This window comes from Pantoea sp. EABMAA-21 (assembly GCF_030053335.1).
Taxonomy (GTDB): Bacteria; Pseudomonadota; Gammaproteobacteria; order Enterobacterales; family Enterobacteriaceae; genus Pantoea; species Pantoea communis.
The window spans coordinates 252,322-268,010 of record NZ_JASGBX010000003.1 but is presented as its reverse complement, the minus strand read 5'-3'; the positions used below and the strand labels follow the sequence as shown (position 1 = coordinate 268,010).

Sequence of the window (15,689 nt, the reverse complement as noted above, 5' to 3'; positions counted from 1 at the left end):
AATCAGTTGCAGGTCACCGACGAAGATCAGCAGCAACACCATGCAGCTGAAGACACCCAGACAAATCAGGCGAAAACGAAACGGGTTAAATGGGGCTTTGATCTGGTCTTTTCCCAGAAGTTTTTTTATACGGGGCATAGCATTCCGCTGCAATAAACAGTTTTTTCAAGCTTGTTATCCGCAGTTATAAAGAAAGGTAAAGCGAGTTGACAGGAAAACTGTGTTTCAGTTCGTTAGCGGGAACGACAGGCAAAAAAAACCTGCGCATCTGCGCAGGTCGGTGTAATCAAGAAAACTTTTTGATGTTCACCCATCAATACCTCTGGGACCCTGACTGTAGCAAGGTGGCATGACGGTTCTCCATCTCTCAAACGCAACAGTTACCCGCAAAATGTAACCAGCGGTGAGATTGTTAGCACCCCATTCACATCAGGTGTTTTTTGATTTCCACCAGGCAACTCATGGCGTTAGGGCCTTGCGTCAGTGACGAGGTGCCAATATCCAGCGTCAGCACATTGGGGTTACCGGCACGGTCCCACGGCTGCCAGGTGCGGCCGAATCCGGGATCAAACCAGGCACCGGTGGCGATGATCACCACACCCTCGGTTAAGCCATCGGTCAGGCGCACACCGGCCAGCATACGGCCACGCGCATTACTGACTTCGATTTCGTCGCCATCCACAATCCCACGCGCACTGGCGTCCTGCGGATGCATATATAAGGTTTCACGCCCGGCCGTTTTATTCGCTTGCACCGTGGCAGTCGCGTCCATCTGGCTGTGCAGCCGATCCGAGGGCTGAATCGAGATCATATGCAGCGGGAAATCCCCGCTCAGCGGTGAGCCCAACCACTCCTGCGGCTCACGCCACTCGGGATGTCCGGCAAAATCTTCCAGTTGATAATCGGCGATGGTCTGACAGAACAGCTCGATTTTACCACTGGCGGTCTGGATCGGATGGGCCTGCGGGTTAGCACGGAACTCATCCATAAACACATACGGCTTGCCACCTTCCGGGATCTCAACAAAGCCACGCTCCCAGAACTCACCAAACTCCGGGAAGTGGATATCTTTACGCGCGTGCGCCACCGCACACTGCTGATACAGGTGCTCAATCCACTGCATCTCGTTGCGCCCTTCGGTGAACAGATCGCGGTAGCCGAGGCGATCGGCGATATCCGCAAAGATATCGAAGTCATGACGCGCCTGATGCTGCGGTTTCACCGCCTGATGCATCGCAAACACAAAACGATCGCGTGAAGATCCGCCGATGTCGTTGCGCTCCAGCGTGGTGGTGGCGGGTAACACGATATCCGCCATCTGCGCCGCCGGGGTCCAGACGATATCCTGCACGATAACGGTATCCGGGCGCTGCCAGCCTTCCACCAGGCGGTTAAGCTGCTGATGGTGGTGGAACGGATTGCCCCCCGCCCAGTGCACCAGATGGATATCGGGATAGTGCAGGGTTTCGCCCTGGAAATGGTAAGGCTGGCCGGGGTTGAGCAGCATATCGCTGATGCGCGCGACCGGAATCGAGAAGTTGCCGGGATTCGGCCCGGTACTCATCATCGGCGCGGGCCCTTCCTGACGCGGATTACCGACGCTGTTCATCGACCCGTGACCAAAGGAGAAGCCGCCGCCCGGTAAGCCCGGCTGACCGAGCATCGAGGAGAGCGCAATCATCATCCAGTACGGCTGCTCACCGCGATGGGCGCGCTGTACCGAGTAAGAACAGGTGATAAAGCTGCGTTTGCCAATCAGCTGCTGTGCCAGTAACGCGATACGCGCCGCCGGAATGCCGGTGATGGCACTCGCCCACGCCGGCGTTTTGGCGATGCCGTCGCTTTCGCCCAGCAGATATTCACGTAACTGCGGCCAGCCGGTGCAATGGCTGGCGAGGAAACTTTCGTCCAGCGCATTGCGGCGGGTGATTTCGAAGCCAAGCGCCAGCATCAACGCCACATCGGTATTCGGGCGAATCGGAATCCACTCGGCATTCACAAACGCCGGGCAGTCATCGCGCATTGGGCTGATGTTGATGATCGGCGTGCCTTTGGCGCTGAGTTGCTCCAGCGCCGGTTTCAGGCTGTGCTGTCCGGCACCGCCCGACGCCACCTGGGCATTTTTCAGCGCCAGACCACCGAAGGCGATAAAGATGTCGGCATGTTCCACCACGCTCGGCCAGTCGGTGACGCGGCCGGTGAGCGGCATATAGGTGCCAATTACGTAAGGCAGGAAGAACTGCGCGGCGCCCCAGCTATAGTTGCCCTGCTGATCCACCCCGCCGCCGCCCTGGAAGTAGAAACGACGGATCAGGGTGCGCGCATGGTTAACGCGTCCCGCCGAAGACCAGCCATAAGAACCGTTGAAAATACCCGATGCGCCGTAGCGATCGCGCACGCGGCGATTCTCTTCTGCCACCAGATCCAGTGCGGTATCCCAATCCACGGCGACAAAATCTTCACGTCCACGCAGCGTGCGATCGCTATTCTCACGCGACTTTAGCCATGAACGACGTACCATTGGCTGGCGGATACGCTTATCCGAGTAGACCAGTTCCGGGATGGTGTTGAGCATTGGCGACGGATCGGCGTCAGCAAAAAAGGGTTCACAGCCAATCAGGCGGTCGTTTTCCGTGACGGCAGTAAATGCGCCCCAGTGCGCCAGGTGTGGCACGCGTGTTTTCATGGTTATTGGGTCCGGCAGACAGGTCTGAATCGTGCTGGCAGCATACCATGCCGCCCTGACGCGCTGAAGTCTGGCTGTGAGCGCCTGATTTTCCGCGCTTTTGCGACAGCGCTGGCATTCTCGCGGGTTGCTACAGGTACTGTTTTCCGTAACACTGATGAGATGTGTAAACGTTTTCCCGGATGCAAGTAACCGCATGGCTACCATTAAGGATGTTGCCCGCATGGCTGGGGTATCGGTCGCGACCGTTTCCCGCGTCATCAATAATTCGCCCAAAGCCAGCGAGAGTTCACGTCTCGCCGTGACCCAGGCAATGGAGCAGTTGCAGTATCACCCGAACGCCAATGCACGCGCGCTGGCGCAGCAATCCACCGAAACCCTGGGTCTGGTGGTGGGTGACGTTTCCGATCCGTTTTTCGGCGCGATGGTGAAAGCGGTCGATGAAGTCGCCGGTGCCACCGGCAACTTCCTGCTGATTGGTAACGGTTACCACATTGAGCAAAAAGAGCGTCAGGCGATTGAGCAGCTGATGCGTCATCGCTGCGATGCGCTGGTGGTGCACGCCAAGAAAATTCCTGACGCCGATCTCGAAGTGCTGATGAAGCAGGTGCCGGGCATGGTGTTGCTCAACCGACTGTTGAAAGGCTTTGAATCGCGCTGCATCGCGCTGGATGACCGTTACGGTGCCTGGCTGGCAACGCGCCATCTGATTCAGCAAGGTCATACGCAAATCGCCTTTATCTGCTCGACCCACCCTATTTCTGACTCCGAAGACCGCCTGCAAGGTTACTACGACGCGCTGAAAGAGCACGGCTTACCGTCCAACGACCGCTTAGTGGCGTGGGGCGAGCCGGACGAAGTCGGGGGTGAACAAGCGATGACGGAATTGCTGGGGCGCGGTAAGCAGTTCACAGCGGTGGCCTGTTACAACGACTCCATGGCGGCTGGCGCACTGGCGGTGTTGAGTGATAACGGCATTCGCGTGCCGGAAGAGATGTCGCTGATTGGTTTTGATGATGTGCTGGTGTCACGCTATGTGCGTCCACGTTTGACCACGGTGCGTTACCCGATTGTCACCATGGCGCAGCAGGCGGCGCAGCTGGCGCTGGCGTTAGCCAACGGCACGGAAATGCCAGAAGTGACCAATATGTTTAGCCCGACGCTGGTGAGAAGGCATTCGGTGAGCGGACCGGGTTGATCTCCAGGTGCGCATCAATGCGCACCGGGTCATAACACCTGCGAATAGACCTTCACCCGCACATCCGGGAACTCCAGCGCATCACACTGATACTGCCAGCCAAAGCGCTCGTAGTAGCCGCCAAACGTTGACCACAGCCACAGTTTTTCATGTCCGCGCTCGCGAGCATAATTCAACACATGCTGCTGTAACGCTTCGCTCAGGCCATTGCCGCGCGCATGTTCATCCACATACAGCGCGGCGATCCACGGATAGAGATCCTGACGGCTGATGAGATCACAGCGCCAGAATCCCACCGTGCCCAACGGCACATCACCATCCAGCGCCACGAAAGTCACCGGATACTCGGCACCGTTCAGGCTGCTGCGCACAATGCTGTCATAAAACTCGCGCGACGTTCCCTCGCCAAACGCCTGCCACAGCCAGTCGGTAATATGACTGGCGTGATGTGGGACTTCACTGAGTGGAACAATGTTGATCACATCAGCTCCAGCGCCAGCAGCTCCTGAATGGTCTGCGCGCGACGAATTTCACGCGGAGCGCCATTCTCAAACAGCACTTCCGGAATCAGCGGACGGCTGTTGTAGTTGGAAGACATCGAAGCGCCGTACGCGCCGGTGTCGTGGAACACCAGATAATCGCCGACCTGCGTCGCAGGCAGTGCACGCGTCTCGACTTTACCGCCTTCCAGCTGGGTGAACACATCGCCAGACTCGCACAGCGGCCCCGCCACCACGCTCTCCACCGTTGCATCACTCAATGCACGACCATCAGCTGGCAGCACAGAAATGTGGTGATAGCTGCCGTACATCGATGGACGCATCAGATCGCTGAAACCGGCATCCACCAGCACAAAGTGACGGCTGCCCATCTCCTTAACCGCACGCACCTGCGACACCAGCACGCCAGACTCCGCCACCAGGAAACGACCCGGTTCAATCTCCAGTTTCACCGCATGGCCAAGATGCGCCGCAATGCGGTCACGCGCGCCACTCCACAAACCGAAATAGTGCTGGGTATCAATGGCTTCTTCACCGAAGCGATAAGGAATCGACAAACCACCACCGGCTGAAATCGCTTCCAGATCCTGACCAAATTCGATGACCTGATCGACCATCGCGTCACACACCTGCTGCAGGTGGCCGTAATCAACACCGGAACCGATGTGCATATGCAGACCCACTAATTTCAGGCCGTGCTGCTGAATCGCTGCCAGCGCCAGCGGCAGATCGCTATGCCAGATGCCATGCTTGCTGTTCTCGCCACCGGTATTGGTTTTTTGACTGTGCCCATGACCAAAACCCGGGTTGATACGCAGCCACACTTTATGGCCCGCAGAGACCGCGCCAAGCTGATGCAGCATATCCACAGAACCGGCATTGACCGGCACTTTTAACTCCGCGATACGCGCCAGGGTTGGCTGATCGAAGACGTCAGCGGTAAAGACGATATCTTCGCCACCCGGCTGGAAACCGGCGGCCAGAGCGCGTTCGATTTCACCCAGGGAAACGGAATCGACCTTCACGCCTGCGGCACGCATCAGGCGCAGAATGTGGATATTGGAGCAGGCTTTCTGGGCGAAACGCACCACGTCAAACGCACTCAGCTGGGCAATACGCTGCTGAATGATGGCGGCATCGTAGGCCCAGAATGGACCAGCATAGCGCTGTGCCAGCGGCAGTAAATTAGCGGCGGTCAGGGCCGTTTCGTTGTTGTTCAGTGGACGTGGCATCTCAATTCTCCTGTGTCTTTACCACTATTTAGCCACAGCAAGACGATTCAGAAAAATATCTGTTTTAGCGTCAGCTATACAAATATGATATGGATTAACGGAGGAGTGATGGCAAAAATTAACTGGCGACATATCGAAATTTTCCACGCGGTGATGACCAGCGGCAACCTGACGCAAGCCGCCGCGTTGCTGCACACCTCGCAGCCAACCGTTAGCCGTGAGCTGGCGCGGCTGGAGCAGCAGCTGGGTCTGGAACTGTTTGAGCGGGTGCGTGGACGATTGCAGCCCACGGTGCAGGGTTTACGGCTGTATGAAGAAGTACAACGCTCCTGGTACGGGCTGGACCGCATCATGGATGCCGCCGAAGGATTGCGCCAATTCCGTCAGGGCGAGCTGTCGATTGCTTGTTTGCCGGTGTTCTCGCAGTCACTGCTGCCACCACTGCTGCAACCCTTTCTGCAACACTATCCGCAGGTCAGCCTGAACATCATTCCGCAGGAGTCGCCGCTGCTGGAAGAGTGGCTGTCGGCACAGCGCTACGATCTGGGTTTGACTGAGACTCAACATGCGCCAGCAGGCACCGAACGCGTACCGCTGCTGACCTGCGATGAAGTGTGCGTGTTGCCGCCCAACCATCCGTTGTGCCAGCGTGAGGTGCTGACGCCGCAGGATTTTCAGGGAGAGAATTACGTCAGCTTGTCGCGCAGTGACAGTTATCGCCAGCTGCTGGATTCACTCTTTCATGAACAAGAAGTGGAGCGCCGTCTGGTACTGGAAACACACAGTGCGGCATCGGTTTGCGCGATGGTGCGCGCCGGCGTGGGGATTTCAATTGTGAATCCGCTGACGGCGCTCGATTACGCCGACAGCGGTGTGGTGATGCGCAGATTTAGTATCGCGGTGCCGTTCACCGTCAGTCTGGTGCGGCCACAGCATCGCCCGGCGTCAGCGCTGGTTGATCATTTCTGCGACCACCTGCAACAGCAGGTGGCCACCTTTACCCAACGCATTGCCGAGCGTCTGGTTTAAGCGCGTACCGTTTCGCCCTGCCCGCCTGATTTGCGGAAGGTGATCAGACAGATGACCAGACCGACCACCGCCAGTGCAGCGGCGGCCACCGGCACTGACGTCAGCCCGTAGCCTTTATCGATCACCGCGCCGCCTACCCAGGCACCGAGCGCATTACCGACGTTGAACGCCGAGATGTTAAGCGTGGAGACCAGATTAGGTGCGTCTTTACCATGGCGCACCACGTTAATCTGCAAGCCAGGCACGGTAGCAAAGGTCGCCATCGCCCACAGGAACAGCGTGATTTCCGCCAGCCACAGCGCGTGGCTGGTCCAGCTGAACAGCAGCGAGAAGACGGCGATCAGCACAAAGCTGAGGATCAGGCTAAACGAGACTTTCCAGTCGGCCAGCTTGCCGCCGAGGATATTACCGACGGTTAAGCCTGCGCCAATCAGGAACAGCGTCCAGCTCACCCCACGATCGGTGATGCCCGTGACCTGCAACAGCAGCGGCGCGATATAGCTGAACAGCGCAAACATCGCAGCAGCAAAGAACACTGTCATCAGCAGCGACAGCCACAGTTTGCCATTTGCCAGCGCGCTGACTTCACTCGCCAGATGTACCGGTTTCTCTTCTTTGTTGGTTGGCAGACTGACAATCAAAGCGATAAAAGCGAGGATGCCGATGATCGCCACGCCCCAGAAGGTGGCACGCCAGCCAAACATCTGACCAAACCAGGTGCCGAGCGGCACACCCAGCACGTTGGCGAGGGTTAAGCCGGTGAACATCAGCGCCACCGCCGATGCCTGACGGCTCGGTGCCACCAGACTCGCCGCTACTACCGCACCAATCCCGAAGAAGGCCCCGTGACAGAGTGCGGTGACCACGCGCGCCAGCATCAGCAGGTTGTAGGTGTACGCCAGCGCGCACAGCACGTTGCCGATGATGAAGATGATCATCAGCAGAATCAGGGTTCGTTTACGCGGCAGCTTCGCCGTCAGCAACGCCATAATCGGTGCACCGATGGCTACGCCCAGTGCATAACCACTGATCAGCCATCCTGCTGAAGGAATCGTTACCTGCAGATCGCCCGCCACTTCCGGCAGTAATCCCATAATCACGAACTCCGTGGTGCCGATGGCGAACGCACTCAACGCCAGCGCCAGTAATGCAACAGGCATAACACACTCTCCTAAAAATGTTTTGCAGGCAGGCCGCACAACGAACGCCGTGCGGTTACAACGGACGCTTATAGATATTTGAACTGCGTCACATTCTGATTAAAGCACAGGCTTGGCAGCTCAACCAGCCTCTGCGCTGCAAGGCATCTTTGCTTGCAAAGCAATAATCCCCGCGCGCGAAAGTGACTCTGCCTGACCACTGAGACAGATGACACTTTTCACGCTACGCTTGATTCAGTTGTGATCGCTGTCACAGCTCATCAGCTTTTGGCGAGCAATCAAGCAGTAAAGGATGGGCGCGCATTGCCGATACCTCAACCAGTTACGCGGTGATGCGGTGTCAAACAATGCAGGGGGAATGACCTATGCGATGGCTGATCGCACTGACAGTGGGCTGCCTGAGCGGCTGCTCCGTGGGGCACTATGAGTACAGCAAAGAAGCCGCAAAACGCGTCGATATGACCGTAACCGGCATTCCTACCGTGCTGGGCATTGGTGCGCTAGGCACCACCATTCCCCTGACACCGGAATACAGTTTGACGGCCGCACATGTGGCAAAATACTCGATGTATCGGGTGAAAGCCTGGCATCCCGAGTGCGATATCGCCGTGGTGTACCACAAGAACAGCGAACCCAATCTTCCTCCCCCGTTCCGCAACAGCCATATCGGCGACAACGTCAATCTCTATGGCTACAGCTTTATTTCTGCCATGCCGGTGGCCTCAAGCGGCAAGAATTTGATCAACACCACACTGGCCAACGACTGGAATAAACCGAGTTGTGTGGTGGTCGCGGCGAATGCCGGTGTAGTGAAAGGCATGTCGGGTGGTGCGGTGTACAACGCCAGCGATGATACGCTGGCGGGGGTAATTGTCGGCTACAGCAGCGCGATTGACGACAATAAAAGCGGTAAGACCTTGTATAAGGATGTGGCGCTGTATGTGCCTTATTCGCGTTTTCAGGTGTGGCTGGATCAGGTCGTGAAATCGTAATTACGCTGGCACCCAAGCCCCTTTCAGCTGCACCTGCGGGAAGCCGGCAGTCAGAATACGCAGTTCGGCATCACGCGGGGTGTTGTCGCCCTGCCCCTGAATGCTGACGATATCCTGTGGGCAGGCGGAGAATGCCACGTAGCAATCCATCTCAGCGCGCAGCACAATGTAGTCACCGGGCTTTGTCACCACCGGCAGCGTTTTCAACGTGATACCATCCGGCTGCACCTGAATATTCATAAAAATATTCAGAGACGCCAGGTTGCCGTGCGGCAGTTCGACACCTAATTCGCGCATGCCTTCAAACAGGTTATCGTGGCAGTTGCGGTGATACTCGGTGCAGCCCAGCAGCTCATAACGACGCGCATCGCAGGCCGCCATAAAGGAATCATGCACGCCGGGTGAAGTATCTGCCACCAGGGTCAGAATCGGGTGGCGCTGGCTGGTGATAAAGCTGTCACCGACTTTGGGATTAAGACGCTGGTTCCACACGCGCGTCGCTTCCATACACATATATTCACTGACGTCTTCGGCGTTGTACGCCCAGCAATCCACTACCTGAGTGCCATGCAGATTGATCACCTGCACCGCTTCCCCTTTCTTCAGACGCACCGCTTTGCCGTAGCGCGCGGGAATGGTGATCGCTTCACGATGCTGATATTCAGCTGACATAGTGTTCTCCTGATTAATGCTGCATGCCGCGACGATAGCGCGTCATGCGAGATTCAAGGCCGCGTGCCAACCAGTCGATCAGACTGTTGAGCAGCCAGTAACAAAGCGCCACCGTGAGATAGATCTCCAGCGGCGCGTAGGTATCTGAAATCGCCTGTTTGGCGGCGTACATAAACTCCTGCACCGAGACAATCGACAGCAGCGCCGAGTCTTTAATCAAACCAATCATCAAACCGACCAGCGGCGACAGCATCTGCGGCAGGGTTTGCGGCAACACCACATCGCGCAGCTGTTCGCTGCGGCTCAAACCCAGCACGCGGCAAGCTTCCCACTGCCCCTTCGGCAATGCCTCTATTGCCGCACGAATAACCTGTGCGATATAGGGCGCGTAATAGAGCGTCAGGGCCAGCACGCCCACCACCGGCGATGACAGCGTGATGTCGTACTCCGGCAGCACAAAATAGAGCAGGTAGATCACCACCAGCAGCGGCAACGCGAGGGTTAATCCGCTGTAAAGATTGAGTAAACGCAACCAGAACGGCGAAGCGCGCATTAGCAGTAATGCCATCAGCCCGCCCCATGCCAGTGAGCAGAGCGCGGCAACAATGCACAGTTGCAGCGTGGCGATCATGCCGTCTCCCAGCGAAGGCAGGGAAGTGAGAATGGCTTGCCAATCCATCAGGCAATCCTCCGTTTGGCTTCCAGACGTCGGGCAGCGGCAATTAACGGCATGGCGATCAGCAGATATCCAGCCGCCACCAGCAGCAGCACCTGCGTAGCTTCATAGGTACGCGCAATCACAATCTGTCCTGCGTAGGTCAGTTCCGTCAGCGCCACCACCGAGGCCAGCGGCGTGGTTTTCAGCAGGATGGTGAACTCGTTAACCAGCATCGGCAGGCTGGCGCGCATCACCTGTGGATTAATCACATACCACCAGGTTAAGAAGCGGCTGAGACCTAGCGTGCGTGCGGCTTCGAGCTGACCGCGCGTCACCAGTGAACGGTTCACCCGCAAAATCTCCGCCACGTAAGCGCCACTGTTGAGGCCGATGGCAATCACCGCCGCCAGCATCGGCTGACCGCCCAATCCGAGGCGCGGCAAGGTGAAAAACACCACGAACAGTTGCACGATGGCCGGTGTACCGCGCATCAGGCTGACGTACAGCCGGCCGATGGCGCGCCAGATCCAGGCACGGCGCAGTTGCAGGAAGCAGCCAAGCTGCCCCATCACCACGCTGACCAATGATGCCAGTACAGTGAGTACCAACGTCATCAGCAGGCCGTGTCCGAGTTCCGGCAGCGCGGCCACTACCTGTTGATCCAGCCCCATGCGTTACTCCGCGTTAAAGTCGTGCAGGTTTTCCGCCACCGACAGCAGCAGCGGTGCAGGTTGATCGTTGCCCTCGATGCCGGTGTTGCAGGCCGAGACGATAAACTGCGTGTCCATCACCACGCGACAGGTGATGCTGTCGCCTGCTTTGGTGAGGTTCGGCTCCGGCAGGATGTCGCCGGCCCGCGTCAGCTTGACGTGCATAAACAGGTTGATCGGGTCCGGCAGCTTCGGCACCACCATCCCCAATCGCGCCAGCTCGCCGCTCACCGCTTCCAAACAGCCTTCACCCTGATACCCTTTTTCCGTAAGGAAGGCGCGGGTAGAGGCAGGCAGCAGCAGGTCGTGACGCTTCACGCTGTCTTTGCCCAGCACCATCATCGGACGGCGGCGGTTGTTCACCAGACGCATACCGGAACCCAGCAGATAGCTGTTGCTGAAGACGCGAGTGTGATGCACCGACAGCCACACAGCAGGATCGGCGAGGCTAAAACCAAACAGGGAAGCCACCGCGCCGTCGCCCTGCGCCGTGATGCGCAGCAACTGGCCGCGCAGCACCTTAATCGACCCGACGCTGCCCGGTTCCACCGTGACCGACTGCGCCAGCGTGCGCTCAGCGGTCTCTTCATAACTTTCACGCATTAACAGCATGATTCATCTCCTCTGCGTGAAACACGTCACTCACCACGATATCAATCGGCGTGACCTGCAAACCGTTACCGGGAATGATGTCCTGCGGGCAGGACGATACCGAACAAATCAAATCGCACAGCGCTTCGAAGGTAATGCTGTCGCCCGCTTTGCTGTTGGGATCGGTCACTTCCATTCGGCCATCGGCGGTCACCGGACCGTTCTGGAACAGGTTGAACGGCTCAGGCAGCGAGAAGTACGTCACGCCAAAGGCTTTCATGCCCTCCAGCAGGTTGTCCACGCAGTTGCGATGGCCTTCAACGCCGAAATCGACGCTGAAGCGGGTACGATCGCAGGCTGGCACGTTGGCATCGTGGATGCCGATGCTGTCCGCCAGAATCCGCAGCATCGGACGGTTTTCACTCGACCACAGCGCATCGCCTGGCTTGAAAAACAGTGAGCGTAGATGCTGGCGGGTATGCACCGGCGACAGCTTTTCGTTTAAATCATTGGCGTTAACGGCGACGAAATCCGCCGCCTGCTGCCCTTCACTGTCAATCACGGTAATAAACTGGCCCTTACGCACGCGGAAGGTTTTGCCATGGCCCGCAGGCACCGTCAGGTTGCACTGGCACATAATTACTCCTGAGGAATGAAATCGCTGGCGGGCACGGTAAAGGTGGTGCCGAGATACTGCTGCTGCAGTTTGGTCAGCTCGCCATCTTTCTGCATTGCCAGAATGTGGTCGCTGATGGCTTTGTTCAGGCTGCCGTCTTCTTTACGTGTCGCCCAGCCCATCCATTGCGATGGACCGACTTCACCCACCTGCGCCACTTTTCCGGCGTATTTTTTCGCGACCGGGGCCAGCACGGAGATGTCGTCGTAAACGAAGTCAGCGCGTTTGGTCATCAAAGTGCTGACGGTCTGATCCAGCGAATCCACGTTGATGATGGTGATGGGTTTTTTACCCTCCTTTTTCAGCTGCTCGTTAAAGCCTTTCAGCAACTGCTCTGGCACGCTGGCGGTTTTTACCGCGCCACGCAGACCAGACAGGCTTTCCGGGCTGAGCGTTTTGCCGCTGAAGGTGCTGGCTTCACTTTCACGTACCAGCACGCCGTTTACGGTTTTGCTGTAAGGCACGGTGAACAGCACTTTCTTCGCGCGCTCGGCGGTGACGTTAAGAGAAGAACCTTCGGCGTTGAACGAGCCAGAGATCAGGCCCGGCAAAATGCCGCTGAAGGCGGTTTTCTGAAACTCCAGTTTCACACCGAGATCTTTGGCGAAGGATTGCATGATCGCCACGCTATAGCCGGTGATATCGCCTTTGTCGTCGGTGTATTCGTATGGAGGAAAGGTTGGATCGATACCAACGGTAATTTTGCCGCTGCTTTTGATGTCACTCAGGGTATCGGCTTGCGCCTGCGCCATGGTGCCAACGGTGAGAAGAGCGGCGATCAGCAGTGCTGTTTTTTTCATTGTGGTGTTTCCCTGGTGTTGGTGAAATGTCTTTTTCTACTGAGCATATTTTGTGCCAGTTTTTTCACCACCCAGCTAACACCTTTGGGGTAGAGAGGGTATTACTGAATAAAATCAGTGAGAAACATTTGTTTCTTTATTTTAATTTTAAGTTTCTGTGATTTCATTGGCGGGAAATCAGGCGGGGATAGCGGAGGAGTGAGCGCACTACTATGGGGCAATATCTGGCGCACTATGCGCCAGAACGGGGCGTTATTCCAGTTCGTCGAGGGATTGGTGCAAGGCTTCAACCTGCGCCAGATAATCATTGCTGGTTTTGCCCATTTGCCGGGCCACCAGTGAGCAGAGCAGATTGCATACGCCGGAGAGCGCGGCGGTGCTGTCGAACATCAGGCTGCTGTCGGTATGGCAGCGCACCACCCACTGCGCGTGACGCGCTGGTTTGCCGGAGAGCACATCGGCGATATACAACATCGGCACGTTGCGTTCTGCCAGCGCATTCATCGCCGCTTCCAGCGCAGGCATACGGCGACGCAATCCAACGCAGATCACCACATCCTGCTGATTCAGCGCCGCCAGATGCTCCGCAAGCGAATCGCCGGGACGCGGCAGCAAACGCACGTCAGGATGGATATGCACCAGATCGCGGTAAATCAGCTGGGCAATGGTCTGGCTGTGACGCCAGCCCATCACCACCACGCGGCGTGATTGGGCAATGGCGCTCACCGCCTGCTGCAGCTGTTCACTGTCGAGCGTGCGATAGCTGTTGACCAGATTAGCGATCTCTTTTTCCAGGTGCTGCTGCATGATGCTGGCCAGCGGTGATGCGGTTGGTACGGCCTGCAAATAGAGCGGTGAGCCGCTGCTCTGCATCTCACGCGCCTGCCGACGCGCGGCTTCATAGCTTTCGTAACCGAGATGACGGAAAAAACGCGTGGTGGTGGCTTTGGAAACGCCCGCGCTCTGTGCCAGTTCGGTGGCGGTATTCATCGCCAGCTGGCCAGGTGCCGCCAGCAGCACGTCAGCCAGTCGCTGCTCGTGGCTGGAGAGTTGATCCCAGTGCTGTTGAATCCGGCCCTCTAACGTTGCCGCTTTTGCACTCATGGTGATTCCCTGAAAATAAAAAAACTATCCTGCACAGAGCGTGCCGGGTTGTCATCAGGAATTTTGCCAGGGGAATAGAAATGAAAAAGGCCGCCATAATGGCGACCTCTAAGGCTTACGGCAAAGTGCGCGGATTTATGCGCACCGATTTGCCTTACTTGCTGGTTGGACGCAGTGCCGGGAACAGGATCACGTCGCGGATGGTATGGCTGTTGGTGAACAGCATTACCATACGGTCGATACCAATGCCGAGACCTGCTGTTGGCGGCAGGCCGTGCTCCAGTGCAGTGACGTAGTCTTCGTCATAGAACATCGCTTCGTCATCGCCTGCATCCTTAGCGTTAACCTGCTGCAGGAAACGCTCTGCCTGATCTTCTGCATCGTTCAGCTCGGAGAAGCCGTTACCGATTTCACGACCGCCGATGAAGAACTCAAAGCGGTCAGTGATTTCCGGGTTCTCATCGTTACGACGTGCCAGCGGTGACACTTCAGCCGGGTATTCAGTGATGAAGGTTGGCTGAATCAGGTATGCTTCTGCGGTCTCTTCGAAGATCTCAGTGACGACGCGGCCCAGACCCCAGCTCTTCTCTACTTTGATATGCAGCGATTTGGCAATCGCAACGGCTTTATCAAAGTCTTCCAGATCGTTCAGGTCGGTTTCCGGACGGTATTTCTTGATCGCTTCACGCATGGTGAGCTTCTCAAACGGTTTACCGAAATCGAAGGTGTGGTCACCATAAGGCACTTCAGTGGTGCCCAGCACATCCTGCGCCAGGGTGCGGAACAGGCTTTCGGTCAGCTCGATCAAATCTTTGTAGTCCGCATACGCCATATAGAGTTCCATCATAGTGAACTCTGGATTATGACGTGGCGAAATACCTTCGTTACGGAAGTTACGGTTGATCTCGAACACGCGATCGAAGCCGCCGACCACCAGACGCTTCAGGTAAAGCTCTGGTGCAATACGCAGGTACATGTCGATGTCGAGCGCATTGTGATGGGTGATGAACGGACGGGCTGACGCGCCGCCAGGGATCACCTGCATCATTGGGGTTTCCACTTCCATAAAGTCGCGGTTAACCATGAACTGACGGATGCCGGCCATGATTTTAGAGCGCACTTTGAAAGTATTACGTGATTCGTCGTTAGAGATCAGATCGAGATAACGCTGACGGTAACGGGTTTCCTGATCGGCCAGGCCGTGGAATTTATCCGGCAGTGGACGCAGCGCTTTGGTCAGCAGACGCAGTTCAGTGATGTGGATCGACAGCTCACCGGTTTTGGTCTTGAACAACTTACCGCGCGCGCCAAGGATATCGCCCAGATCCCATTTTTTGAACTGCTCGTTGTAGACGCCTTCTGGCAGATCGTCACGTGATACGTAGATCTGAATCTGGCCGCCAACATCCTGCAGGGTGGCAAAAGAGGCTTTACCCATGATGCGGCGGGTCATCATACGACCGGCCACGCTCACTTCAACGCCGAGCGCTTCCAGCTCTTCGTTCTCTTTTGCGTCATAGCCGGCGTGCAGCACATCAGACGTGGTATCGCGACGGAAATCGTTAGGAAACGCGATGCCCTTTTCACGCAGCGCGCTGAGTTTTTCGCGACGCGCTTTCAGTTCGTTGTTTAACTCAAGGGCGGCATCAGCGCTCTGCGGTTGTTGTTCAGACATGTCGGT

General features: G+C 56.9%; 15 protein-coding genes. 3 read left to right on the top strand and 12 right to left on the bottom strand.

Annotation, left to right across the window (positions count from 1 at the left end; translation table 11 throughout):
- Positions 1-424: 424 nt before the first annotated feature.
- A complete protein-coding gene (locus QMZ65_RS06645; RefSeq protein WP_283215638.1) occupies positions 425-2,686 on the bottom strand; it encodes a molybdopterin-dependent oxidoreductase in 2,262 nt (753 codons plus the stop codon).
- Between the two features lie 196 nt (positions 2,687-2,882).
- Between QMZ65_RS06645 and galR the strand changes: the two genes are divergently transcribed.
- Positions 2,883-3,884, top strand: coding sequence for an HTH-type transcriptional regulator GalR (gene galR / locus QMZ65_RS06640; RefSeq protein ID WP_034823157.1), 1,002 nt, complete (start codon positions 2,883-2,885; stop codon positions 3,882-3,884).
- A 29-nt stretch (positions 3,885-3,913) separates the two neighbouring features.
- Here galR and QMZ65_RS06635 read toward each other — a convergent pair whose 3' ends face one another.
- Positions 3,914-4,366 (bottom strand): GNAT family N-acetyltransferase, encoded by a 453-nt coding sequence (locus tag QMZ65_RS06635; protein ID WP_283215637.1) that lies wholly within the window; start codon positions 4,364-4,366, stop codon positions 3,914-3,916.
- Positions 4,363-5,616, bottom strand: coding sequence for a diaminopimelate decarboxylase (gene lysA / locus QMZ65_RS06630; protein WP_283215636.1), 1,254 nt, complete (start codon positions 5,614-5,616; stop codon positions 4,363-4,365). The genes QMZ65_RS06635 and lysA overlap by 4 nt, the downstream gene beginning before the upstream one ends.
- A gap of 108 nt (positions 5,617-5,724) precedes the next feature.
- Between lysA and QMZ65_RS06625 the strand changes: the two genes are divergently transcribed.
- Positions 5,725-6,645 (top strand): LysR family transcriptional regulator, encoded by a 921-nt coding sequence (locus QMZ65_RS06625; protein WP_283215635.1) that lies wholly within the window; start codon positions 5,725-5,727, stop codon positions 6,643-6,645.
- Here the strand turns inward: QMZ65_RS06625 and QMZ65_RS06620 are convergent.
- Positions 6,642-7,805: an MFS transporter gene (locus QMZ65_RS06620; RefSeq protein WP_058961822.1), complete on the bottom strand. Its 1,164-nt coding sequence runs from the start codon at positions 7,803-7,805 to the stop codon at positions 6,642-6,644. The genes QMZ65_RS06625 and QMZ65_RS06620 overlap by 4 nt on opposite strands.
- Before the next feature lie 365 nt (positions 7,806-8,170).
- On the opposite strand from QMZ65_RS06620, the gene QMZ65_RS06615 reads away from it, so the two are divergent.
- Positions 8,171-8,797, top strand: a complete 627-nt coding sequence (locus QMZ65_RS06615; RefSeq protein ID WP_097118011.1) for a hypothetical protein — start codon at positions 8,171-8,173, stop codon at positions 8,795-8,797.
- Here QMZ65_RS06615 and QMZ65_RS06610 read toward each other — a convergent pair whose 3' ends face one another.
- The 8 genes from QMZ65_RS06610 to lysS form a co-directional block, all read right to left on the bottom strand.
- On the bottom strand, positions 8,798-9,469 hold the full coding sequence (locus QMZ65_RS06610) for a DUF1989 domain-containing protein (protein ID WP_097118012.1): 672 nt from the start codon (positions 9,467-9,469) through the stop codon (positions 8,798-8,800).
- Between the two features lie 13 nt (positions 9,470-9,482).
- Positions 9,483-10,148, bottom strand: coding sequence for an amino acid ABC transporter permease (locus QMZ65_RS06605; RefSeq protein ID WP_034823167.1), 666 nt, complete (start codon positions 10,146-10,148; stop codon positions 9,483-9,485).
- Entirely contained in the window at positions 10,148-10,798 is a 651-nt protein-coding gene (locus QMZ65_RS06600) for an amino acid ABC transporter permease (RefSeq protein WP_034823169.1), read from the bottom strand. Before QMZ65_RS06600 ends, QMZ65_RS06605 begins: the two co-directional genes overlap by 1 nt.
- Positions 10,799-10,801: 3 nt before the next feature.
- Positions 10,802-11,449 carry an urea carboxylase-associated family protein gene (locus QMZ65_RS06595; RefSeq protein WP_097118014.1) on the bottom strand — a complete coding sequence of 216 codons (648 nt, stop codon included), beginning with the start codon at positions 11,447-11,449 and terminating at the stop codon, positions 10,802-10,804.
- A complete protein-coding gene (locus tag QMZ65_RS06590; RefSeq protein WP_211729291.1) occupies positions 11,433-12,065 on the bottom strand; it encodes a DUF1989 domain-containing protein in 633 nt (210 codons plus the stop codon). Before QMZ65_RS06590 ends, QMZ65_RS06595 begins: the two co-directional genes overlap by 17 nt.
- Positions 12,066-12,067: 2 nt before the next feature.
- On the bottom strand, positions 12,068-12,904 hold the full coding sequence (locus QMZ65_RS06585; protein ID WP_097118016.1) for a transporter substrate-binding domain-containing protein: 837 nt from the start codon (positions 12,902-12,904) through the stop codon (positions 12,068-12,070).
- 252 nt (positions 12,905-13,156) lie between these two features.
- Entirely contained in the window at positions 13,157-14,008 is an 852-nt protein-coding gene (locus QMZ65_RS06580) for a MurR/RpiR family transcriptional regulator (RefSeq protein WP_097118017.1), read from the bottom strand.
- Between the two features lie 154 nt (positions 14,009-14,162).
- The gene (gene lysS, locus QMZ65_RS06575; protein WP_283215634.1) at positions 14,163-15,683 is read right to left on the bottom strand and encodes a lysine--tRNA ligase; all 1,521 of its coding nucleotides are present in this window, start codon (positions 15,681-15,683) and stop codon (positions 14,163-14,165) included.
- Between the last annotated feature and the right edge of the window lie 6 nt (positions 15,684-15,689).